Raw genomic sequence first — 24,656 nt, 5'->3', positions numbered from 1 at the left:
TTTATTTTTTATTTGATTATTTACGATATAGGAAATAAAATGAAAACAGCCACATCCCAAATAGCATGGGATATAAGCACTGTCAGCAAGTTTCTGTTTTTCATATATATGAATCCCCAAAAAGCCCCACATATAAAGGCAGCCATAAAAAGCATAAAATTGAACGCCCATATATGCACAAAGGCATAGATAAGTGTTGTTATAATATATGCTTTCATACTTCCGAGTTTGCTTTCGCTCAATGAACGTTGAACATATCCACGCCAAAAGATTTCTTCGGCAGGACCTATCCAAAACAATAGAGCCAATGCAAGAAACAATTTGCTTTGCCCGTCTTTCATGGCATACACATCGCTTACTTGCGGATGAGCAAAATCGAATAGCATTCCGGAGATTGCATTACCTAAATAGAAAACGCCCCATAATACGATTGCAGAGCCAACACCCAAAGCAACATCTTTTATATTGAATGAGAACTCGGCTTTCCAGTCTTTTCTAAACAGAAAGCTCAAAGCTGTAAGTGTTCCTGCGGCGGCAAGCATAACATACCAGAAATTGATATGCGGGCTTGTCCATTGCGAAAACATTACAAACCAAAAGACTATTGCTACTAGGATTGCACCTGCAAGTTTTTTCATATCAGGATAGCTAAAATTAGGGCTAACGACAATGATGCACTAAACATCAATTGTAGTTGAGCAGTTCCTTTGTCCAATTCATTGATAGGAGTAACATCTTCTTCTGTTATCTGCGACATGGCTTTACAGTTCTTATATGCTACCGGTACTGTTATCAGAGTGATAAAAGCCGTTATCGGCAAAATATTAAGAACCACCATTACGATAATAGACAAATAAGCCAATATCGTCAACAGATAATAATGTATTACAGAAGCCTTCATCCCGATCAGCATTGCGTATGTTTTGATTTCCGCATAACGGTCGCTTCTGATGTCTCGTGTATTATTTGCATGCAACACGTTGACAGTAATAAACGCCATAGGGAAAGAAACAAAAAGCAACAACCAGTCGAAGTGCCCAAGCATTACATATCCTGTACCCAGCATAATAGAGGGTCCATAAACCAGAAAGATAAGAAGGTCTCCCAATGCTTTGAACTTGAAACGATAATAAAATACAGCGCCTATAGTACCAAATAAACCAATCCACACCAAGTCTATACCGGCTTGCGAAACCAAAAATAAACCAAGTGTTATCCCCAAAGCAATAAATGCCCATCCGTAAATAAACACCTGTTTAGGAGTAAACAGTTTGCTGGTAAGAATATCTGTTCCTACCTTGCCTTCTCTGTCTACACCATATTTATAGTCGTAATAATCACTGATCAGGTTACCACCTGCCTGAAAAACAACTGCGCCAATGATTGCAATTACACCCAATATCCAGTTAGCAGAGCTTTCGGGGTACACGTGTATTGTATACATCATTGCAATAAGAGCAGGAAGAGATGATACCGGAAACGACCATGGTCGCGTAGCAATCACCCAGTTTTTTAGTGTTGGTTTTTTTGTTTCCATTTTTATCCGAATTATAAAATATTATTCGATGCCCAGTTTAGCATTGAACATTTTTAGAGTCTCAAGGACATTGCTCTTCACATTAATGAAGTGTTCTATACCTTGTGCTTTCAAATCTTCCATGCATGCAGGAGCTCCGGCAACAACAAAATGTTCTTTGCCTTCGATCAACTTATGAGCTTCAGGAGCGTATGTTGCGTACTCATCGTCACTAGAACAAAGTACAATAACATCTGCTTTTTTCTCACGAGCAGCTTTGATTCCTGCTTCAACTGTTTCGAAACCTAAATTGTCGATAATCTTGTATCCGGCACAAGCAAAGAAGTTACTTGAGAACTGTGCACGTGCAAGACGCATACCAAGATTACCAATTGTTAGCATAAATACTGTAGGAGCACCATGTTTCTCTGTAGCTAGACGAAGTGTTTCGAATGCTGTACCTAAGCGGCTGGTAGGTAACGGCATATATTCTCCTTTTTCGGAAGAACATCCGCAATTACAACCTTCTTTTACAATTTTGCTTTCAGCTTTCTCTGTAAAGTTAGGATATTGGTTAGTACCCAATAATACTTCACGGCGAGTAGCCAATGCTTTGAAACGGGTATCAGTTGAAGTCTTAACGGCAGTTTGTACTGTTGCCGCTTTCAATGCTTCATAAAATCCTTTTTCGTCTACTTCGAGGAACAATTTCCAAGCTTGTTCAGCTATAGATTTAGTAAGGTTCTCGATATAATATGAACCCGCTGAAGGGTCAGTTATCTTATCGAAATGACATTCTTCTTTCAACAATAGTTGTTGGTTACGTGCAATACGTTCAGAGAAATCATCCGGAGTTTTATATGTTTCGTCGAAAGGACGTACTGTCAACGAATTAATTCCGGCAATAGTAGCCGACATTGATTCTGTTTGTGTACGAAGCAAGTTCACGTGGGCATCGTAAACAGTCTTGTTGAAAGTAGATGTTTGTGCATGAACATATATTTTTGCAGCACAATGACAAATTCCTTCAGGAGATTTGTTTGGACATTCGTTAGCACAGATAGGTTTGTAAGCTTCTACTATTTCTGCCCATAACCAGCGTGCTGCACGGAACTTAGCGATTTCCATAAAATAGTTACCGCCAATACCAAAGTTAAATTTGATCTTCTTAGCAACCAATGTAGGGTCTAGTCCTGCTTCAACAAGGGCAGACATCAACTGATTACCGTTAGCCAATGCATATCCAAGTTCCTGATAGATGTAAGCACCACCGTCACTCAATGCATAGGCATTAACAGCCAACACTCTGAAACGAGGTAGCGGAGCCGCAGCTTTAACTATCTCTGCCGCTTTCTCTACCCATCCGTCTGCATTACGTCCCTTTTTCAAAAGTGGTTTGAAAGGGTCGTAGTTTACAGAACCAAAGCACTTCATCACATCTGCACCCGATTCTTTGATGTATTCAACTAAGATCTTAGTTAATTCCAAAGATTTGCGATGACATGTACTAAAGTTAAGCTCTACAGCTTCAGGGTGAATGTCTTTCAACAATGTCTTGATATTGTCGGCGTTTACATCATCTCCTTCGATATGAAATCCTAGAGATGTGATACCTTTGTAAAGTACGTCAAGAGCTTTTGCGTTTGCTGCCTTGAAATCGCGGACGTCAATATCCTGACGAGTATACCAGTCGTTATCTTTCTTGGTACCACGCACGTAAGGAAATTCACCCGGAAGTGATACAGCCGTATTAAGGCCTTCAAGGTCCTCACTTCTGTAAAAAGGGTTTACATTGAACCCTTCGTTTGTTTTCCAAACAAGTTTTTTCTCAAAATCAGCCCCTTTCAGGTCTGCTACGATTTTTGCCATCCACTCTTCAGTAGATATCGGCGGAAAATTTGAGAAAAGCTTTTCTTTCTGATTAGCCATGATTAATAAAATTGTTTAATATATAGGTTATATTTTATTGATTCTTAAAAGATTATAAATGGCCTATCTATATTTACATAAATGTTATTTATAGGTGCTTAAATTCAAACAGTTATCCTTATTAAAAATGCACCACAAAAGTAATCCTTTTTGTTTGGTTGGTAAAGTTTTCGAGCCTAAAAAAACTTAGGATTGGCAGTTTATATGTTAATAATGAAAAGGACTTTAGCCTTTTTATACTATTCAGTTCTATCATACGGTAGCTCGTTTAAGGGAGAATTGAAATACCAAAGCTACATTTTAAGACTTCTAAAAAGCATTAGAAATTTGGCTACTCTATCACCCCTAAACAGTTTGATATAACAAAGAAGAAGGATAGAACCCGAGTTCTATCCTTCAGTATATTAATACATAAGAAAGTCTTTATTTTACATCTGCATTCATCAGAATATTGGGTTTAGCTACAAATTCTCTGAAATCATCTGCAGACGAATGTCCTTTGAATGGTGCATAAAAATGTTCAGGCTTATCGCTCTCCCAAGCATTGCGCCAGAATAATACCCATGCTATTTTATATTGGTTTATAACAGGATATACAGCTTGTGTAAAATACATAGAATCCGGTATAGATTCCATTCCCGTTTCTCCGATAGTAGGTATTTTACCAGACTTAGCTGCATAGCCGGTTACAATCTTAAGATTGAGATCCATCGCTTCTTTGTATTTTGCTACAGCTTCACTGTCTTTACCCGGCACATAGCAGTCATAACCCACTATATCAACATATTCATCACCGGGATAACGCTCTAGATACTCGGCTTCATTTTTTGTTTCTGATGGAGAATAGGCATAAAGAAGATTGTGTACGTTTTTCTTATCACGCAGATACTCTACGGTCATAATCCACAATTGTTTATACTCCTCGGGCGTACACTGTTTACTACCCCACCAGAACCATGCTCCTGTATGTTCATGATACATACGGAACACAACGGGAATCAGGGTACCTTTATCATCCTTCAAGTCGAGAAAGAAATCTGCAACACGATCCAGCCATGTGAGGTACTTTGCATGATTAGAGCCATTAGGCAGTATCGTTCTTACAACCGAGTCTTGCGCACAGTCCCAAGCGGTATTTCCTGTTACTATATTGTCTCCATGCCAACTAGCTGTTGTTATGCCACCTCTATCGTAGGTTTCTTTGATATAGTGCTTCATATCCGAAAAGTAGACAGAATCGAGATTAAATTGAGCTCCGATTTCGATATGTCCTAACTCCCACCCTACCACTGAAGGATAATCGCCAGTCACATCTTTCACATCCGACCGCCCGGCTTCTTTATACCAGCCATGACCATACGCCAAAGCATCCTGATGACCAACCATTATACCTTTATCTAATGATTTGAATAATCGGTTGTACAGCTCCACAGTTTCTTTTGTGGCATTTTTATCAATAGGCAATTTCATATCTGCTATCGTTTCTTTTTGCTTACATGATATGAGTACCATAGCTACAGACATTAGTAATACAAATGTTTTCTTCATTATATATTCATTTTTCAGTTTGTTAAAAAGTAACAACCAACGGCCACAGGAGCGAAGTCTATGTAAAAGTAACAGGTTCAAGCTATTTTATTCGTGTCACTTTTTTGTCCGATATATAGCATTTCTGGTTCTCATCATTAATAGATGATTAACTGTCTCAATTATATATATCAGTCACATCATTCTCCATCAATATGGTTTCAGACTGAACAAACACCTTAAAATCGTTAGCGGCAGTATGTCCCACAGTGGGTGCATAATAATGATGTTCCATATCACTGGCATTGCGCCATACAAGCACATAGCAAACCTTTACCTTTTGCAAGACAGGCAGTAATGTTGCCGTAAACCAATCCGACTGGGGTATCCCCTCCAATCCTGTCTCGGTGAAGGCGGCCAGTTTACCTTTGCTTTCGGCTATATCGGACACTATTTTAAGCTTCTTCGCAGCAAGCTGAGAGTTGTCTCCTCCATCAGGGCGAAAGTCCCAATAGTTGTCCATACCAAGCATATCCACATATCCATCACCCGGATAGTATTCTAAGAATTGCTCTTGTGTTGTAAACTTGCAATCGGGCGAGAATGCATATATGAAGTTATGCACTCCTAAATCGTTTCGCAAATAGTCGATCGTAAACCGCCATAAAGTAATAAATTCATCTTTGGTACAATGTCCCTTTCCCCACCAAAACCAATTGCCATCATATTCATGAAACGGACGAAATATAACAGGGATAAGCACTCCCTCTTTATCTTTAAAGGCTGAAGCAACATCAGCAATAGATTGTAAGTATTTTTTATATTTATCGTGTAATTTCCCTCCGGGAAGAATGTCCGGAACAACTTTTATAGGATCTTTCTCCCAATAAAAACTTCCATCGTTAGCGGGATTACTAGCATGCCAAGCAAAGGTGGAAACACCTCCCCTGTTGTAAGTATCAACAACGGAAGTAATGAGCTCATGTTTAGCCTTCTCAAACCGCTCTGAATCGGAGGTAGTCACATTGGCAAAATCGAGGCCTATAATGGCAGGATGACTACCGGTAACATCTTTAACATCACTCCTATTCTTATCTCCAACCCAAGTACGTCCATAGCTGGTAGCTTCCTGATGCCCGAAAAGAACCTTACCGCTCTTCTGTATATCTTTCAAATTCCGATATAAGTTTTTTGTTCGCTCTGTAGCTTGCCTGTCAACCAATATATCCGAAGCTTTCAGAGGAACAATAATAAAAACGAATAGAAAAAAGAAGATATGCCTCATCATCACGGTAAAGGTTAATAATCAACAGTCTCCCGGACTAGCCGGAAAACTGTTGAAATAATAATACTTAATTTAATTCCACACTCTATACTCTGGGTAAGTATGGAATCTCTCACCTAAAAAAACCAACCTATATTGAAAAACAATCATTTTATCGTAAACAACACCTTGCCTTTTACATCATTAGAGGAAGAACCTACTTGGAATTCAAAATCTCCCGGCTCTACCACTCGTTTATTTTCGAGATTAATAAAAGAAAGATCGTTTAGCTTCAACTTAAATGTTACAGTTTTTGTTTCACCTGCTTTTAAAGCGACCTTCTCAAAACGACGCAACCTTTTCACATCCGGAACCAGTGATGCCACCAAGTCGCTTGTATAAAGTTGTACAACCTCTTTACCATCACGGCTACCTGTATTTTTCACATCTACAGATACAGTTACTTCTTCGTTCGAATTAAGAGGTAATTGAGACTTATCTAACTTTATATTTGAATATGCGAAAGTTGTGTAACTCAAGCCATACCCGAACGGATATTCGAAATTATAGTCTCCTTCGTAATTGTATGCAGCATCGGTATTTACTTGCTCATCAGAATATTTATGGAAATACGGCACTAATGAATTCGGATATGCCGGATATGTATAAGGCAATTTACCTGAAGGGTTTACATCTCCCGCCAAAATATCGGCCAATGCATCGGCTCCGTAAATTCCCGGTAAATATGTCTGTACTATACCATCTACTTTGGATGAGAACTTAGAGATCAGACGAGGTCGTCCTTCGCTCAATACCAAGATCACTTTCTTACCAAGTTTCAGCATTTCCTGAGCCAGCTCTGTTTGCAAGTCATTCAGGTATAAATCGTTCAAATCTCCCGGTTTCTCGCAATATGAATTTTCACCCAAACACAATATTATATAGTCTACATTCTTAGCGGCAGCAATAGCCTCATCGAAACGGTCTTTATGCTCTGTATCCCATTTTGTTTCTTTTGTGTAGCTCACACCCGGAACATAAGAAACATTTGCTTTACCGAACTTTTGTTCTACCGCATCAAGAATATTATGATACAAGTCTCCAAACTCATCTATTTTTTCACCTTGCCAAGAGAATGTCCATCCTCCGTTCAATGCACGTTTGCTAACAGCATTAGGACCTGTCACCAGAATCTTCGCTCCTTTACTCAATGGCAATACATTGTTGTTGTTTTTCAGCAACGTGATACCATCTGCTGCGGCATTGTAAGAAGCTTGTTGGAATGCCTTAGAGTTAAACTCCGGATAATCTTTCGCATAGGTATTCGGTGTTTCGAACAATCCAAGCTTTATTTTCACAGTCAATACTCTTGTTGCAGCGTCATCGATGCGTGACATCGGTACTTGACCTTCATTGACAAGCTCTGTCAACAAATCGCAAAATTCTTTATAGTTGTAAGGAATCATCGACATATCGATTCCTGCGTTAATACCTGCTTTGATTGCTTCTTTGATAGAAGGAACCATTTTGTCACGGTTATACAACTTGTTTATATCCTCCCAGTCTGTAACAATCATACCCTGAAAGCCTAAATCCTGACGCAGCAATTTAGTCATCAGCTCATAGCTGGCATGTACAGGTACATTGTTTATAATACCCGAGTTGATCATTATGGTATGTGCACCGGCATCGATAGCCGCCTTAAAAGCAGGAACATGATATTCGAGTAATACATTCTCGGGAATATAAGCCGGCGTACGGTCTTTTCCACTAATTGGAGCCGAATAGCCTATAAAGTGCTTGATACATGAAGCTACCTTTGTTGGGTTTGCTATATTATTATCATCGCCTTCATATCCTTTCACCAATTCGTATCCGAAAACCGAACCGATATAAGGGTCTTCTCCAAATCCTTCGTACTGGCGAGGGAAACGTGGATCGAGTCCTAAATCCAGTACAGGCGAGAAGTTCCAAGGCACATTACTGGCACGTGTTTCGTAAGCTGTAATTTCACCCATCTTACGGGCATGTGCCGGATTCCATGTAGCGGCAATACCTATTTCCTGAGGGAACATGGTAGAACCTGCCGTATAAGTAGCTCCGTGTATCTGGTCGAGACCATATATAACAGGAATTTTCATACGGGTTTCCTTCGTTGCTACTTCCTGAATCTGCTCTACAGCTTTAGTCCACCACTGAGGCGTACGCGCACGTGTACCGGGAGCGTTAAGAATAGATCCTACATGGTATTTAACAACAGCTTCGCGCACTTTGTCTGCATCTATCTCCAATGTGCTGGTAGGAGGAGTGTCCTGACCTTTACAAACCAGATCAACTGTTATCTGAGACATCTGCCCTATTTTCTCAGCCAATGTCATTTTCGACACCATCTCGGCTGCTCTTTTCTCTGCATCACCCTTTTGCGCATACATGCCGCAGGCGATACCCAATACAACTACTAATACTGCTAATTTTCTCATATAAAATATTTAAGTTCTACAAATAAACTATTCGTATACATTGTCATCCTGAACTTCACAGTAAACAATTTCTACTCTAGCGGTAAGGTATTTTCTGTTCTCAATAAGACAATATATGTCAAATATACCTCAAAAAACACGATCTCCGAAACAAAGAGTTTATAATTCAAACTAAAAATTAACCTAATACTACCTCTATTTTATTCACCGAACCGGCAGGCTGTAGCGGAATAATGTTTCCTGACAAAGCCTTTCCGTTAACTATTATACTTTTTACTCCTCGATTCACTCCTGTATTTTTAATATTGATGAGATAAGTTGCATCTCTGAATTTGCGTGTCACCTCAAAGCCTTTCCAATCAGAAGGAATACAAGGATTTATTTCCAATCCATTATAATCCGGCCTGATACCCAGAATAAATTGCGTGATCGCATAATAATTCCATGCTGCCGTACCGGTTAACCAAGAGTTCTTAGCTTCACCCGGCTTAAATGCATCTTTTCCGGCAATCATCTGAGAATATACATAAGGCTCTACTTTATGCAATTCTGATATTTCTTCGGTATAAGAAGGGCATATCTTGCGATAATATTCCCATGCATAGTCGCCTCGTCCCAAGATGGTTTCGGCAATCATGATCCAGGGATTATTATGGCAGAAAATACCTGCATTTTCTTTATAGCCGGCAGGGTAAGACGAAATCTCTCCGTATTCGACTACATATTCTGTAAACGCCGGATTATTCAACACAATACCATTAGGTGTATCCAGATATTTTTTGACAGAATCCAGCGATTTCTCTACCATGCCTTCTTCCAGTCCAACTTTTGCCATCGCACACCAACCTTGCGACTCGATAAATATCTTTCCTTCCTTATTTTCATTACTACCGATTTTCTTTCCGTAATAATCATAGGCACGAAGATACCAATCGCCATCCCATCCATGTTTCTTAACGGCTTCGATCATAGAGTAGATATAACCCTGTGCACGGTCAGCTTCCTGATTATTTCCTATCTGGCGGCAAAGCGTTACATAGTCCTGACCACAAACAATAAACAGTCCGGCGATCATTAATGATTCGGCTTTCGATCCTTCCGTTTTGTTTTCAGTCGTCTGGAATGATTCATTCGGATCCCAGGAAAAACAATTTAGATTCAAACAATCGTTCCAGTCGGCACGCCCGATAAGAGGAAGTAAGTGAGGTCCCAAGTTTTCGATCACGTGATTGAATGAAACAGTCAAGTGGTGAAACAGTGATTTCTCTGTTCCCGCCTGATTGTCGAAAGGAACAGCCTCGTCTAATATGGAGAAGTCTCCCGTCTCTTTCAGATAGGCGACTGTTCCGAAAATGAGCCACATCGGATCGTCGTTAAAACCACCGCCGATATCATTGTTCCCTCGCTTGGTAAGCGGCTGATACTGGTGATAACAACCGCCATCACTAAACTGTGTAGACGCAATATCGATGATACGCTGACGGGCACGTGCGGGAATTTGATGAACGAAACCAACCAAGTCCTGATTGGAGTCGCGGAACCCCATGCCTCGCCCGATTCCCGATTCGAAAAAAGATGCGGAGCGAGAAAAATTAAACGTAACCATACATTGATATTGGTTCCAAATATTGACCATGCGGTCTAATTTTTCTTCACTGCTCTTTAGCACATAGCTGCTTAACAAATTATCCCAATAGGCTTTTAATTCATCAAATGCAGCTTGTACTTTTGCAACCGTATCGAACTTGGCAATAGTCTCCTTTGCTTTGCTCTTATTGATAACACCTTTCGATTCCCATTTATCCTCGCGGTTTTCGTATTCTACATAGCCCAATACGAATATCAGTTCTTTCGTTTCGCCCGGTTTTAATTCTATTTCAAGGTAATGCGACGCTATAGGCGACCAACCGTGAGCCACAGAATTGACAGGCTTTCCCGCCATCACCGCTTGCGGATCACGAAACTCATTATACAAACCTATAAATGATTCCCTGTCGGTATCAAACCCTTGTATCGGAGCATTTACGCTATAGTAAGCATAATGGTTTCTACGCTCTTTGTATTCTGTTTTATGAAAAATGACAGAGTCTTCTATTTCTACTTCTCCTGTAGAGAAATTACGCTGAAAGTTTTCCATGTCGGTAGCAGCATTCCATAAGCACCACTCGGCAAAGGAAAACAGTTTGAATCGTTTGGTTTCTGTCGACTTGTTTGTCAACTTCACCTTCTGAACTTCCGCCCATGTCTTGAGGGGCACAAAGAAAAGTACTTCTGCTTCTATTCCGTTTTTCTCCCCGGCAATGGTCGTATAACTCATTCCGTGGCGGCATTCATATCTATCGAGTTGGGTCTTGCAAGGCTTCCACCCCGGCGACCAAACAGTTCCTCCATCGTTGATATAAAAATAGCGTCCGCCATTATCCATAGGAACATTATTGTAGCGATAACGAGTAATACGGCGAAACTTAGCATCTTTATAAAAAGAGTAACCTCCGGCTGTATTTGATATCAAAGAGAAGAAATCTTCATTACCCAGATAGTTGATCCATGGCCATGGCGTCTGAGGATTTGTAATTACATATTCCCGACGCTGATCGTCAAAATATCCAAACTTCATATTTTAATTTTAAGCATTATTTTAAATCGAAATGTTCTATCATCTCCATACACATACGCCCATTATGATACGGGCATTTCCAGAAGCCGGCTTTATCATCTTTTTGATTGATTGTTCCGTCTTCTTTTCGGCTCCAATACCATTCGCCATTCTCTTGGTCGACGATCTGATTGCGGATATAATTCCATATCCGTGCAGCCTTCTCTTTATATGCTATGTCTTTAGAGTTTTTGTACGCATACATATATCCTACTACAGATTCTGCCTGTACCCACCAATGACGGTCGCCATCTATGTGATTCCCATCCTTTTCGTATATCATACTGCCTTCTGCCTGCAAACCTTCGGATGCAGCATCTGCTATATCCAATGATATATTTTTTATTTCGGCAAGTAAGTCTCTATCGCCCAACATATCAGCTGCTTCGAACAACAACCATGAGGCTTCGATATCGTGTCCGTAGGATATAGCTGTAGACTTGACATTCCACTCTTCGTCGAAAAAGAGATTCAGATGGTTTGTTTTCTTATCCAATATACGCTCGGTGAAAATATCAATCAATCTTTTCTGAGCTGCTTTAAGCTGCTCATTATCCCACACCCGGCACAGATTGGTATATGGTTCCAAAACGTGCAAATGTGTATTCATTGTTTTCTTTTCATTAGCATCCTTATCACTCAGGCGCATATCTTCGATAGGCTTCCAATCCTGAGTATAGGCTTCGAGATAGCCGCCCAATTTATCATCATGACATTTCTCTATCAGATAGAAGAATTCTTTTGCCAATTCAAGAGCCTGCTTGTTTCCTGTTGCACGATAAAACTCCGAGAAACCGTATAGCATAAACCCTTGCACATAGGTTTGTTTTTTTGTACTTACAGGATTTCCTTTATAATCGAGCTCCCAATATACTCCGCCGTATTCCCTATCAAGAAAATATGCAGTAATATAATCGAAAGCCCGTTGAGCCATATCGAGGTATTCCTTCTTCTTCAATATGCGGTATGCAGAAGAGAAAGTCCACAGGATACGGGCATTTAGTATAGCACCCTTATTTGCTTCAGGGTGCAATGTGTTATTACCGTCTATCTGTCCGTAGAAACCTCCATGCTCTGTATCCTGCATCTTATCGATCCAGAAAGCCAATATATTATTCTCCAGTTCGTTTTTGAAACCGTTCATAAATCAATCTTTTTGGGCACGTTTAGCATCCAGCTCGGCAGTTATTTCTTTTACTTTCTTTTCAGAAAGGGGATAAGCCATCATTCCAAGGAAAGCAATAATACAACAAATAGCAGGAAGGATACTTATCATCAGTCGCTCTCCAAAAATAGTATCCATACTTTGCTGAGCGATATGCGGATTATATTTGAATATGGATAAAATCCATCCGGTAAGAGCTGCACCTAAAGCCCATCCTAATTTTTGGGACATGGAAGACGATGAAAAAATAAGCCCCGAAGCACGACGGTTCGTTTTCAGTTCCTGATAATCTACAATATCGGCAAACATACTCCAAAGAAGAGGTAGAACATAACCTGCACAAAGAGAGATTAATGTTTGTAGCAATAATATCCAGCCTAACTCATTAGGTATAAAATAGAAGACTACACTTAACGCTGCGGCTCCCGCCATAGCCAACATATATGTTCTTTTCTTTCCGTATTTGGATGATAAAACAGGGGCTAGAATAACGCCTACAAGGTTGGCAGCCTGACCAACAAGGAAGTAAATAGTAGTCATATCCCAACCTGTAACCGGCATTTTATATGCAAACTGTACGTAGTCTCTAAAATAGTAAATGGCTACACCATCGCGAACAGCATTAAACAACAAAGCAGCAAGCCCTGTGCCTACCAATATCCACCAAGGTGCATTATGAAACAGATTTTTCAAATCCTGCTTTACAGAAGTATTTTCATCTTCGTTAACAGGCTCTACACGTTCGCGTGTCCATCTGAAACAAAAAATGAACAGAATAGTACATAACACCCCAATAGAAGCTACGGCTAACGTCCAACCAATAGGAGATGTACTTACCGATGTTTCGGTTACCGCTTTCGTAACATCTACAGCCGCTTTGCCCTCGAGACTAGCAAACATATCAACCAATGGCTGCAACAACATAAAGGTTATAAAGCTACCAATAAAAGCAAACGACATACGGTACGAAGAAAGAATATTCCGTTCTTGCGGATTGGATGACATCACCCCTAATAATGAAGCATAAGGCACATTTATCAGCGAGTATACAATCATCATCAGGGAATAAGTGATATAAGCATAAACGAGTTTCCCTGTTGATCCGAAATCAGGAACAAAGAATGTTATAACTCCCATTACGGAGAATGGCACAGCAAACCAAAGTAAATATGGGCGATATCTTCCCCAACGGGTCTTAGTACGGTCGGCAGCTATACCAACGAATAAGTCAAATACCGAATCCCACAGGCGGGCAACCAGAAACATAGTTCCTGCCGCTGCTGCTGTTATACCAAAAACATCTGTGTAAAAGAACAAGGAGTACATGCCGAATATCTTCCAAAACATGGAAGAGGCCATATCTCCAAATCCGTAGCCGATTTTCTCTTTTAAAGTAACTGTTGTTGTTTTCATGGTGGATAATAGGTTGTTTCAAAAGTAAGATCACTCTATCAGAGTGTTATCCTCTTTGTCACGACGAACAAACCGGAAGTTCTCCATTAGATCCGGCATGACAAAGAGATAGTGAAAAATACCCTCGAAACATTTAGTATTATTATTTTAATTCTAGATTTTTCTTAATCAAAGCCGACAATGTCTGTACCGATGTAGCCGAACGATAACCGTCAGACGCTGTATTGAAACAGTAATCAACTAAGCGATCTACAGAAGATACTGCCACATGCATACGGGTGTCGCATGAAGCATAATACAGATATACCGTACCATCGTCGTCCGCTATCCAACCATTCGTAAATAATACATTAGACACATCTCCTACCCTTTCGTCATCTATCGGAGCCATTAAGTGTCCGGCAGGTTCTGCTATCAACTTATCGGGCTGCTCCAAGTCGGTCATGTAAAGATACAATACATATCTTAATCCCGCAGCACAGGCACGCACTCCATGTGCAAGGTGTAGCCAACCTTTTGATGTTTTTATAGGATGCGGACCTTCTCCATTTTTCAATTCCTTGATAGTATGATAATAACGGAAATTGATTATCTTTTCTTCTTTCACCTCTGCATTGGTAATATCATCTATCAGTGCCCAACCGATTCCGCCACCACTACCGGCATCGATAAATCCGTCTTGAGGGCGTGTATAAAGTGCATATTTTCCGTTTACAAATTCGGGATGTAAAACAACATTCCGTTGCTGACTCTTTGTTTTCAGATCAGGCAGACGCTCCCAATTGATCAGATCTTTTGTACGTGCAATACCTGCTGCAGCTACAGCTGAAGACAAATCTCCGGCTGGCGCTTTCGGGTCTTTCCTTTCGGAGCAGAACACACCATAAACCCATCCATCTTGGTGAGCAGTAAGGCGCATATCGTAAACATTTGTATCAGGGTTGTCAGTTTCAGGCATAGCAATAGGATAATCCCAAAAGCGGAAATTATCTATACCATTTGGACTTTCGGCTATTGCAAAGAACGATTTACGATCATTGCCTTCGACACGTACAGCCATTATATATTTCCCATTCCACTTGATTGCTCCTGCATTGAATGTTCCGTTTATTCCAAAACGTTCCATAAAATAAGGGTTGGTCTGGGGATTGAGGTCATAACGCCAGAAGACAGGAGCATGACCGGCTGTTAATACAGGATTTTTATATCGTTCGAAAATACCATTTCCCGGTAATATTGGTTCATTTTTTAATGTAACTAAATTCTCATATTCTGCTGTAACAGCGTTAAGACGTGTATTGAAAATGTTGCTCATCACTTGATTTTTAAGGGGTTCAACCTGATTAAGTTTTATTAGAATTACTTTACTCTTTGTGTTTTAGCTTCTATTTAGTATTTAACTTATCTGCATATTCTTTTATTAATTTGATTGTTGAATCTGTATCAAACACAGAGTTCAAGCCTTGCTCTTCTTGCGCCGGATCTCCTACATAGTCGTCCCACGGTTTCCAAAATTCATGAGCCGGACGTCCCAATCCACCCCATGCCCAGAAATTACAACCTGCAATATTTCCTTTATCCTTAGAAGCTGTTACTATGTGTTCAAAGATATTGGCATAGTATCTATCACGGGCTGTAACAGGGTCATCCAGTGTATATTTATGATTGTCGCGAGGAAAGCCAAACTCCTCGATTGTAATCGGTTTATCCAGTTTTTTTGCCACAGCCAGATGTTCAGAGATATATTTATCTGTTCTCACAATTGCCGTATCAACCGATTCTTTAATCTTGGTTATATCGATCCAACTCCAGTTTTTAGGCCAAATATGTATTGTCAGATAATCGACATTCGGATCTGCATGTATCTCTTCATAAAGATTCATATCTCCTTCCGAACCCATAAGTCCTTCGTTTCCGATTGATATGAGATGATTAGAGTCTAGGGAACGTATCAATGCTGTTGTTTCTTTGAGCCATTTCTTAAATGCAGGTTTACCTTCGTCACTAAACACACGCGGCTCGTTTCCCACTTGCCACGACATAAGGGCTGTATCTTCGGTATATTTTTTTCCTGTATATTTATTTGTACGAGAAACGACATGCTTTACATGATTAAGAAACATTGTATGGCAACTGTCGCAATCGGCATATTGTGCCACATGCTTAACAAATACTGGCCAATCATAAACTCCTTTTTCGGGAACATTTCCTTTTCCTGACCATTCGAGATACTGACCATAACCGCCACTCCATTCCCAGCTATTATTGAGATAGAGAACAGCATGCATATTGCGTTTGCCCAGCTCTGCCATGAAGAAGTCTAGTCCATCGAAAATAGTATCGTTGTATACACCGGGTGCTGTTTGCAACGTTGGTCTCACCTTTACTGCTTGTCCGGCAACACCATCTGCACCCACCAGTACACGCAGGTTATTGATGCCATTTTCTTTCATGAAGTCGAGTTCTTTCAACAAGCGTTCACGGTTTCCTCCTTCTCCTGTAGAGCCTAATATTGCGCCATACCAGTAGTTTGTACCAATAAAATAATACGGATTGTCGCCTATTACAAAGTGACCATCTTTTTGTTTTACAAAAGCAGATTCCGACATGGTTGTACTTTTCTTACTGTTACAAGAAAAAAGACTTAGAACTGTGATCGTAAAAAGAATTAGTTTCTTCATTATTATTTTATGTTTAATTTTTCTTTGATAAACGCTTTCGAAGCATCATTATACTCTTTGCCAACACTGTGGGCAAACTCAGGGAATGCCATCCAGCGTTTTTCGGATTTTACTTGATTGTAAGCCGCAAAATTTATATGAGGCGGACAAACATTATCCTGAACTCCAATCCCCATAATAAGAGGACATTCAATCCACTGAGCCAGATTCTTGATATCAAAATAAGTAAGAAGTGAATAAACGTCTTCCCATTTAGCCTCGGGATGTGTTGTCATATAATTATCAAAATCGCTTTTAGGCCAAGGGGCTATTTTGAAATAATCAGGATAATCGGATAAGAAAGGAATACTGGGTGCTGCTACTTTTACACGTTTGTCGAGAGCCGCAGCCACAAATGAAAGTGCTCCACCTTGGCTACCACCTCTTACAGCAATCTTTTCGGAGTCTATCTCTGGTCTGCTGCAAACAAAATCAAGAGCCCTGACTACATCCAAGAATGCCCCACGATAATAATAATTATCTTTATTGTCGAGCCCGTATGTAATCCATGTTCCAAAACGATTTGTTGGTTGATTCAATGCTTGCCCTCTGATCGATAAAACAAAGTATGCAAATCCATCCCACCACTGATTTGGTGGATAAGGTTGTGAACCATACCCCATATATTCTACAATCACGGGATGCTTACCTTCTCTTTTAGGCTTAGCATAATATCCTCTTATCAGCTCATTACCAAAAGAACGCATTTCAACCAAATAGACATCGTAATCTATTTTCGAATACTCGGGAACAAGTGTCAATTTATAATCCGGCGCAACTTTTGCAAGCTCTTTCAAGTTGTTATCCCAAAATGCTTTAAAATCATCTTTTGCATCGAGAGGCGATTTAATCTTTTCGGGTTCGAAGCCGACATTAAACTTTTTCTCACAGGCTATTGTGTCGTTGCGTCTGAACTGAACGGTATATCTGTAAAACCCGGGATTTGGATTATCGAAGCTAAAGGATTGGGATATTGAAGCTTTTCCGTCTATTTCTATATCCATAGAGTCAGCCTTTAGCGGTTGATAATCGTCTGTTGTGAGCGTTACCAACAATCGTCCTTGTACTGCCCATTTGTTCTTATTATCGATATTTACTTTTATCTGAACAGGACTAGGAGCCATAAATATATAGTCGGAGTCCGCCACCTGAACATTTAAGGCTAATTTATCTTTTGTTTCAGCGGTAGAGATCGATAGAGCAGCCCCTTGGAGGAAGCCACCGACATTCCAACCATCATGAAACTTAATCGCAATCAGATTTTCTCCTGTAAGATTAATATCTTCTTCGGGAACAAAATAGTTTCGTTCATTGTCAAAGTAGCCTCTATAGTCTTGCGGAAATTGACCCGTTTTACCGACAAGCTTACCATTAAAGTAAACCTCATCGGTAGCAGCCAAACGTCCGAGATGAAGCATAATTCCACCTTTATTCTTTATGGCATTGACTAAGACATCCGACATTTGTATTCTTTTACGATACCAACCAAAGCCATTATCCAATTTGATGTTTTGATCTTTTAAGGATTTAGACGACAACACTTCTTGCCATGCAGTATCATTGTAGTCTACATTCATCCAAAGACTATCGACACCTTCTCCGGCATGAAATTTCCAATCGGCAGAAAATGATTCGGAAACGGTCGGGTCGAAATTTTCTTTTACCGCTTGTTTGCAGGATAAAATAAGAAAGAAAGTGATTACGGATAAGAGATATATCGTATATTTTTTCATGGTCTTTTAGCTATGATTCTATTTAATGATAGATAGTACAAATTTATAATTGTCGGCATCTTATTACAAATACTTTTTTAATCAATTATAATACTTTTTTTGGCATTTTACAGCGTCTACAAACTAAACACTATTGGCTTATTAGACATATAAATAAGAATATTCAATAGACAGTATGGAGAATACCGACATCCATACAAAGAATAATACTTTTTTAATCTTTAATTACAATTCACTGTTCTTTTTACTGTAGTGCGGCCTTTACTATTTTACCCCATTCTTTCAAATCGGTATCCTTCCAGCTAGTAGCAGGAGATGTAGAATCTTTAATCATCGAACAAGTTTCGTTTTTATCTGCGATAGACCACGCGACCCAACTTATCTGATGTTGTTTCATCCAGTTCAACCAATTATTCCATTCTGTTTTGTTTATAGCACCATCACCCGATGCTTCCATCCCTGCACACTCCGACACAAAAATAGGAAGTCCTTTTCCGATGGCATAATTAGCCCTATCACGTAAATATTGCTTATGTGTTGCAGCATAGAAGTGTAGTGTATACATGATGTTATCATATCCTTCGATCGGATTATCTGCAGCCAGATGTATATCCTGATCCCAATGAGGTGTACCTACCAATATTACGTTCTTAGTATCTATCGCTCGAATCGTTTTAATTATTTCTTCCGAGTATGCTTTTACTGTTTCCCAAGAATCTTCTACCGGCTCATTGAATATCTCATATATTATATTCGGGTAGCCTTTGTATTTATTGGCAGCTCTTGTAAAAAACGCCTTGGCTTCCTGTGTCTTTATCCCATGACTATGCCAGTCTATAATAACATACATTCCATTTTCGATAGCCGCATCAACAACGTTATCGAGGCATTCGTTCGCTTTTTGAGGGTTGGTTATGTATGCTCCTTCGGGTTCAACCCCGATGGCTGCACGCACCAGATTACAATTCCAATCCGATTTGAGCCATGCTACAGTAGACTCATTATAGAAGCGCGGCCACCAATTATGCCACCCAAAGCTTACCCCCTTGAGAGCTATTGTCTTGCCGTCCTTATCTACCAATGAAGTACCTTTTACTGAAAGTTGACCATGCTGCTCTACAAAAGTCTGAGCAATTATTTGATCTGCATTGTCTCCGCTACATCCGACAAACAGGAAAAACAGTAGAATGTAAGCCTTGTAAAAATTCTTAATCATAACTCTCTATATTTTGTGAAAAAACTCTCCTTGCCCTAAAACAAGGAGAGAGTTAATATTCATTCTTTATATTATTTCATGCTCGGAACCTGGTCACGAGTAATCACATAAGTTTGCCCCATTGCATCTTTCCACCATTCGTCTGTAGCATGTTTGCTACCGCTATCAGCTTTTCCATACCATGGCATAAACCATGCCCAACGTGCACCCGCACTCCATTGTTCGGATAGAAGACCAACTGTTCCACATTCGGAAAGGGCAATGACTTTATGTCCATAGCGAGCAAACTCCGATTGGTATATAGATACACAATCGCTTGTATTCTTACTATATAAATCACGACCAATGATATCTACATACTCATCGCCCGGATACCAGCTACTATCGTCAGACTCGCTTGTCCACACCCAGATCAGGTTGTTTACACCCTGCGATTTGAAATAGTCGAACATAGCAATCCAGAGCTTTTTGCAAGAATCAGCATCTTTACCCCACCAGAACCAACCGCCGGCAGCTTCGTGGAATGGACGCCAGATAACAGCAATTCCTTCCGATTGTAATTGTTTCAATGAAGTAGCCACCTTTGCAAGATCGGCCTTAAAGACTTCATTTTCACGTGTTCCTTCAACTGTAGCCTTGGCTGCATCGAAGTATGTATCAGCTTTGTAAAAAGCATAATCTCCATTAGAATCGGCAGGTATCAGATAAACAGCTGTTACAGTGTAATCATGTCCGCTTATGATAAGACCCGAAGACTTTAATTTAGTTAGGATACCATCTGTTATTTTCATCTCATAATAATCACCGCTGATAGAAAAATATTCGTAACCCTCGGCAATCTGTCCCCAGTCACTACCTTTTAGTGAGCCTTGAGCCCCTGATGCCACATCTTTGATTGCAACACGGATAATGTCGTTAACCTTCGCTGATGCAAACCCTTCAAGAGCTGACGCATCAGTAAGCTGTACATTGCCCGACCAATCGGAAGGCATAGCTACATTACCATTCCATAACCTAGCCGATACGGGAACATTCCAATGCCACATAATAGAAACCAATCCACCTGCATCCCACCAGTTTTTTACAGGCGAAATATCGCTATAGTCAATCCAGTTGCTAGGAGAATATGGCAGATGCACATAATCGAAAGTATTTAATGCCGGGTATTTTCCGGTAAGTGTATGAACGGCTTCTGCTTCTTCTACATTCCAATTTACATTAGCCATCGTACCGGAGATAACTTTTTGTTTATAGCTTTCCACCAAAAACTGATACACCTTCTTTGCCTGAGCTGTAGCATTCGGATTACAAAGCGTAGCTGTTATAACAGGATCGGCCTTCGTTGTAAAGCTGATAGTTGTTTCGGGTGCTTCTGTATAAGTAGGCCCAAGTACAACACCTGCAGGTACAACTAGTTTGTAAGTCTTTCCTTTTTCCAATCCGGTAGCTTTAATCGTTATCTGACTTAACTTGAATGAAACATCCGTTATAGTAGCTCCCTCTAAAGTAATCTTTTCTTGTCCGGCTTTGGGACAGAATATATTCTGATCATAATTCAGAACAATAGTTATGTCACCTTCAGGCAAATCTGTTGTTCCATCAGCAGGTGTACTGCTTGCTAATTGGGGAACACCCGGATCGCCGATAACCGGATCATCAACATCGGTACAGGCAGTCATTAGGATAACCCCCAGTAAGATATAAAAAATATTTTGTGCTATTTTTTTCATAATACATATTTTTGTAAAAAGCCTGCCTAATATAAATTCAGATTAGGCAAGCCTTTATTTATAATATTACCGACCAGTTATAATAGAAACCTTAGAGATAACAAGATGCTCCCCTTGAATAACAATTGCTGTAGTTGACCAACCATCGTTAGCTCCTAATATATTGTCAAGGAATGGTTGAGTTAATTCCATCTCATAATATGTTAAACTTGTATCAGTAAATACAGGTGTATCCCACGTTGCCCAGTTTGCATTATTAATCTGCAATTGTCCATATCCGGTAACTGTAAAATAGAATTTAAGTATTGCTCCGGCTTTTATTCCATCAAAAGATTCCTTATACAGACGGAATGCACCTCCAGCTCCTTCACCCGCCCAAGATCCAAGGTCGCGTGTTTCATTCATTATCACAGTTTCTACTATCCCCGAAGAGATAATACGTATTGTATAAGTCACTTCTCCGTTAGATGAGATCAACTTAAAAGCTGTATTTCCATTCGCATTGTTTGGAACAAGTATACTAAGAGTAGAACCTTGCAAAATATACTGTGTATTATTTCCGTTTACCTGCACATTGGTCAGTTTATCAGCATTCTGAACATCTACTTTCAAAATAGTACCCGACTTGATTTCCTCATCTGAACCCGGAAGAACAGGTATATAACAGAAGTCTGGTTTAGTCACTGTCAAAACGGAGCCCTTTACAGTCTCTCCATTTTTCATTGTAAATGTCAGTTCTCCGGTCTCTGCATCTACCGGGGCTTTTACCACCAAGTCAGTAGAAGATGTTGGAGTAACTTCAACAACTTTGTTTCCTCCGAATGTTACAGATGTAACAAGATCTAGATTCTTACCTTTTATTGTAAATTCATTACCAGCAGCGACAGAAGATGGATTGTATGACAATATCTCAGGTTTTAACGTAGTAATTTTTACTGACACAGTTTTTCCACTAGCGGTATTTAGGATAAGATCTCCTGTTTTGGCATTAGCTGGAGTAGTTACTTTTATTTCCGTTGCACTCTTCGATGTAGGTGTTACAGCCTCTGATACTCCTGGGAATAATGCTGTAGTAACCAAATCCATATTAACCCCTTTGATCGAAATGACACTACCATCCTTTATGCCTGTAGCAGGAGTAGCCACCAAATCCGTTGGCACAGCGACACCTATATTAGCTATAGCTACATGCACGCCCGAGTAAGCAACCATTACAATAGCGCCATCGGTGATACCTTCAGGCAGAGTAAAAGCCAATACGTCATCTTTTATTGCATGAGCCACAGGCGCTCCATCAGGAAGCTGTACTGACTCTACCAGATCAAGATTCTGACCTATTGTAGAAACTACATCTCCGGGTTTTTTATTTGTAAGATCCAATACCTTTTCTACAGAAGGGAGAACTACTTGCAGCTCTGTTTCTGATTTCAATTCTACCGGAATAGCAGCTGTGTCAGCCAAAATAATAATACCGGTCTGTGCTTCGCGAGGAACAACGACTTCAATCTTTTTACGCTCCCATGTCAAAAAATCTTTATAAGATACTTCCACATTATCAGAAAAGACTACTTTCTGAATCAAATTCAGATAATCACCTTCTATTGTTAGAGTCTGACCTGCCTTGACAGGAGATGGTGCAAACTTCGTAATAGATATAGGCTCTGTATATTTAAGCAACGTTTTCGTAGTTATTTCTAAACCTGAAGCAACAAGTTTAACATAGCCTTCTTTAGCATCCTGAGGAATGGTAATCTTTATTTTTTCTTTACTTACCACTTCTATATCAGTAACCTCAATACCTTCGGGAAGAATTACACTTGTTACTTTATCAAGGTTTTTCCCTATAAAGGTAAGCTCGCTACCACGTAGAGCCGGACTTGGGCCAAAAGCTTCAAGAACCACAGCGCCCGAACCATTGTCATCATCGTTAGAACATGCCGAGAATGTAACTGCAAAAATTACCAGCACTACTAAAACGACTTTTCCATATATATTATTCAATATCATATTCTTATAATTTTAGCAATTATCATTGAGCTTTAACAACACGTACATTATCAATATGGAATGTAGGGTTACAAGGTGTACCCGTTACTCCTCCTCCATTAACAAATAATGTAATACCGGAGTAATGTCCTGCAGCATTTACCTTATTCAGGTTAGTACCATCTTTGCTATATTTAAAATCTGTCATTGGTATGGTTACCGTAACCCAACCATTACTTACATAAGTGCCTGTATCTGCCCATGGAATCCACAATGCCCGAGGATAATTACTATTTGACAAATAAGCATTATTAGGGTTACCACCGGTAGAACCACCTTCCTGCCAATTCATCCAAACATCTGAAGCTCCTGTAAAAATAATTTGAAGAGCAGCAGCAGACCATACGTCAGGTATATTTACCTCAAATTTTAAAACATATTTATCAAGGGCACCTGCATCAAAGAAATCAGGATCGGTAGTACGATATGTCCAGCGTTCATAACCAAATTTGCTATCATCCCATTTGTCATCATCCATTTCTCCTGTAAATATCAGATACTGTCCACAACCTGTTAATCCACCGTCAGTACTATATCCTGATCCGGCATGCCATCCATGATGATATCCACCATCAGCAAACTTTGTATCAAAATCTAGAATGATATTTCTATAATCTCTAAAATAGAATGGACTTTCAGTTGTACCATATACAGATGTAACTTTTACAGGTCCGGGCTTAGCACCTACAGGAACTTTTACTGCTATATTATCTAAATCATGGCTCACAACTTCACCTTGCAATCCTCCTTCAAAAGTTACAGTCAAAGGGTTGGCGTCTTCATGAATAAAATAAAGACCATGAATATAAGCAACATTGCCATCATCAACATATTCACATGTCATGGATTTAGGTGCAGGTGCAGGAACTTTTGTTTCGAAAGTATAATAGCAAGAGTCATTATTTGTATATAACTTAATCAAATCTTGCTTCTCTCCAGGAATACCTGAAGGTATATTAACAATAATAGTATTGTCCGTCACAAAATTCGGGTTTAACTTGGCTTTCTGATCATTAAAATAAACCTTATTAACTTTCGACAAGTTTTCCCCAATAATGGCAATCTGAGTACCCAAATATCCGCTTGTCAATAAAGAATCAGAAATAGTTGCGTCGCATGGGCGTATGTATCTAACGACCGGAGTACCTCCTCCCGAGCCGCCTTTATCGTCATCATCCGAGCACGAATTGAATGAGACAAGAGCAAGTAATACAATAGCTATATTTAAAATATATTTTTTCATAATCTAGTCTTACTTAAA

The 24,656-nt window shown here is 39.7% G+C and carries 16 protein-coding genes; all 16 read right to left on the bottom strand.

The genetic code is table 11. The annotated features are described in order from the left end of the window. Window positions 1–20 precede the first annotated feature (20 nt). The 16 genes from PKC55_RS01530 to PKC55_RS01455 all read right to left on the bottom strand — a co-directional run bounded on the left by PKC55_RS01530 (window position 21) and on the right by PKC55_RS01455 (window position 24,638). The gene (locus PKC55_RS01530) at window positions 21–638 is read right to left on the bottom strand and encodes a CPBP family intramembrane glutamic endopeptidase (protein WP_006843133.1); all 618 of its coding nucleotides are present in this window, start codon (window positions 636–638) and stop codon (window positions 21–23) included. Further along, window positions 635–1,537, bottom strand: coding sequence for a prenyltransferase (locus PKC55_RS01525; protein ID WP_324371554.1), 903 nt, complete (start codon window positions 1,535–1,537; stop codon window positions 635–637). Before PKC55_RS01525 ends, PKC55_RS01530 begins: the two co-directional genes overlap by 4 nt. Window positions 1,538–1,558: 21 nt before the next feature. Continuing rightward, on the bottom strand, window positions 1,559–3,445 hold the full coding sequence (mutA, locus tag PKC55_RS01520; RefSeq protein WP_291126215.1) for a methylmalonyl-CoA mutase small subunit: 1,887 nt from the start codon (window positions 3,443–3,445) through the stop codon (window positions 1,559–1,561). Window positions 3,446–3,868: 423 nt separating this feature from the next. Further along, window positions 3,869–4,993 carry a glycoside hydrolase family 26 protein gene (locus PKC55_RS01515; RefSeq protein WP_291126217.1) on the bottom strand — a complete coding sequence of 375 codons (1,125 nt, stop codon included), beginning with the start codon at window positions 4,991–4,993 and terminating at the stop codon, window positions 3,869–3,871. Window positions 4,994–5,150: 157 nt separating this feature from the next. Continuing rightward, on the bottom strand, window positions 5,151–6,260 hold the full coding sequence (locus PKC55_RS01510) for a glycoside hydrolase family 26 protein (protein ID WP_291126219.1): 1,110 nt from the start codon (window positions 6,258–6,260) through the stop codon (window positions 5,151–5,153). Between the two features lie 143 nt (window positions 6,261–6,403). Beyond that, window positions 6,404–8,716, bottom strand: a complete 2,313-nt coding sequence (locus tag PKC55_RS01505; RefSeq protein ID WP_291126221.1) for a glycoside hydrolase family 3 N-terminal domain-containing protein — start codon at window positions 8,714–8,716, stop codon at window positions 6,404–6,406. A gap of 178 nt (window positions 8,717–8,894) precedes the next feature. Next, window positions 8,895–11,333, bottom strand: coding sequence for a glycoside hydrolase family 94 protein (locus tag PKC55_RS01500; RefSeq protein ID WP_291126223.1), 2,439 nt, complete (start codon window positions 11,331–11,333; stop codon window positions 8,895–8,897). A gap of 16 nt (window positions 11,334–11,349) precedes the next feature. Next, entirely contained in the window at window positions 11,350–12,516 is a 1,167-nt protein-coding gene (locus PKC55_RS01495; RefSeq protein ID WP_291126224.1) for an AGE family epimerase/isomerase, read from the bottom strand. 3 nt (window positions 12,517–12,519) lie between these two features. After that, on the bottom strand, window positions 12,520–13,950 hold the full coding sequence (locus PKC55_RS01490; RefSeq protein ID WP_252636894.1) for an MFS transporter: 1,431 nt from the start codon (window positions 13,948–13,950) through the stop codon (window positions 12,520–12,522). Window positions 13,951–14,092: 142 nt separating this feature from the next. Next, window positions 14,093–15,265 carry a glycoside hydrolase family 130 protein gene (locus PKC55_RS01485; protein ID WP_324371546.1) on the bottom strand — a complete coding sequence of 391 codons (1,173 nt, stop codon included), beginning with the start codon at window positions 15,263–15,265 and terminating at the stop codon, window positions 14,093–14,095. Window positions 15,266–15,335: 70 nt separating this feature from the next. Further along, the gene (locus tag PKC55_RS01480; RefSeq protein ID WP_291129412.1) at window positions 15,336–16,631 is read right to left on the bottom strand and encodes a glycoside hydrolase 5 family protein; all 1,296 of its coding nucleotides are present in this window, start codon (window positions 16,629–16,631) and stop codon (window positions 15,336–15,338) included. Window positions 16,632–16,633: 2 nt separating this feature from the next. Next, complete coding sequence (locus tag PKC55_RS01475) at window positions 16,634–18,403, bottom strand: acetylxylan esterase (RefSeq protein WP_291129411.1); 1,770 nt, start codon at window positions 18,401–18,403, stop codon at window positions 16,634–16,636. A 244-nt stretch (window positions 18,404–18,647) separates the two neighbouring features. Then, on the bottom strand, window positions 18,648–19,619 hold the full coding sequence (locus PKC55_RS01470) for a glycoside hydrolase family 5 protein (protein WP_291129409.1): 972 nt from the start codon (window positions 19,617–19,619) through the stop codon (window positions 18,648–18,650). Window positions 19,620–19,690: 71 nt separating this feature from the next. Continuing rightward, window positions 19,691–21,349: a glycosyl hydrolase gene (locus PKC55_RS01465; protein ID WP_303892242.1), complete on the bottom strand. Its 1,659-nt coding sequence runs from the start codon at window positions 21,347–21,349 to the stop codon at window positions 19,691–19,693. A 66-nt stretch (window positions 21,350–21,415) separates the two neighbouring features. Beyond that, a complete protein-coding gene (locus PKC55_RS01460) occupies window positions 21,416–23,356 on the bottom strand; it encodes an IPT/TIG domain-containing protein (protein WP_291129401.1) in 1,941 nt (646 codons plus the stop codon). 22 nt (window positions 23,357–23,378) lie between these two features. Continuing rightward, window positions 23,379–24,638 (bottom strand): glycan-binding surface protein, encoded by a 1,260-nt coding sequence (locus PKC55_RS01455; protein ID WP_291129399.1) that lies wholly within the window; start codon window positions 24,636–24,638, stop codon window positions 23,379–23,381. Window positions 24,639–24,656: the final 18 nt, after the last annotated feature.

It is taken from the genome of Dysgonomonas sp., from assembly GCF_035323175.1.
Taxonomy (GTDB): Bacteria; Bacteroidota; Bacteroidia; order Bacteroidales; family Dysgonomonadaceae; genus Dysgonomonas.
This window is presented reverse-complemented; position numbering and strand designations above follow the sequence as displayed.

Coding starts and splice junctions, on each gene's coding strand:
- PKC55_RS01480 (WP_291129412.1), bottom strand. CDS start 16,631: ATGAAGAAACTAATTCTTTTTACGATCACAGTTCTAAGTCTTTTTTCT.
- PKC55_RS01530 (WP_006843133.1), bottom strand. CDS start 638: ATGAAAAAACTTGCAGGTGCAATCCTAGTAGCAATAGTCTTTTGGTTT.
- PKC55_RS01505 (WP_291126221.1), bottom strand. CDS start 8,716: ATGAGAAAATTAGCAGTATTAGTAGTTGTATTGGGTATCGCCTGCGGC.
- PKC55_RS01475 (WP_291129411.1), bottom strand. CDS start 18,403: ATGAAAAAATATACGATATATCTCTTATCCGTAATCACTTTCTTTCTT.
- PKC55_RS01465 (WP_303892242.1), bottom strand. CDS start 21,349: ATGAAAAAAATAGCACAAAATATTTTTTATATCTTACTGGGGGTTATC.
- PKC55_RS01515 (WP_291126217.1), bottom strand. CDS start 4,993: ATGAAGAAAACATTTGTATTACTAATGTCTGTAGCTATGGTACTCATA.
- PKC55_RS01455 (WP_291129399.1), bottom strand. CDS start 24,638: ATGAAAAAATATATTTTAAATATAGCTATTGTATTACTTGCTCTTGTC.
- mutA (WP_291126215.1), bottom strand. CDS start 3,445: ATGGCTAATCAGAAAGAAAAGCTTTTCTCAAATTTTCCGCCGATATCT.
- PKC55_RS01490 (WP_252636894.1), bottom strand. CDS start 13,950: ATGAAAACAACAACAGTTACTTTAAAAGAGAAAATCGGCTACGGATTT.
- PKC55_RS01495 (WP_291126224.1), bottom strand. CDS start 12,516: ATGAACGGTTTCAAAAACGAACTGGAGAATAATATATTGGCTTTCTGG.
- PKC55_RS01525 (WP_324371554.1), bottom strand. CDS start 1,537: ATGGAAACAAAAAAACCAACACTAAAAAACTGGGTGATTGCTACGCGA.
- PKC55_RS01485 (WP_324371546.1), bottom strand. CDS start 15,265: ATGAGCAACATTTTCAATACACGTCTTAACGCTGTTACAGCAGAATAT.
- PKC55_RS01460 (WP_291129401.1), bottom strand. CDS start 23,356: ATGATATTGAATAATATATATGGAAAAGTCGTTTTAGTAGTGCTGGTA.
- PKC55_RS01510 (WP_291126219.1), bottom strand. CDS start 6,260: ATGATGAGGCATATCTTCTTTTTTCTATTCGTTTTTATTATTGTTCCT.
- PKC55_RS01500 (WP_291126223.1), bottom strand. CDS start 11,333: ATGAAGTTTGGATATTTTGACGATCAGCGTCGGGAATATGTAATTACA.
- PKC55_RS01470 (WP_291129409.1), bottom strand. CDS start 19,619: ATGATTAAGAATTTTTACAAGGCTTACATTCTACTGTTTTTCCTGTTT.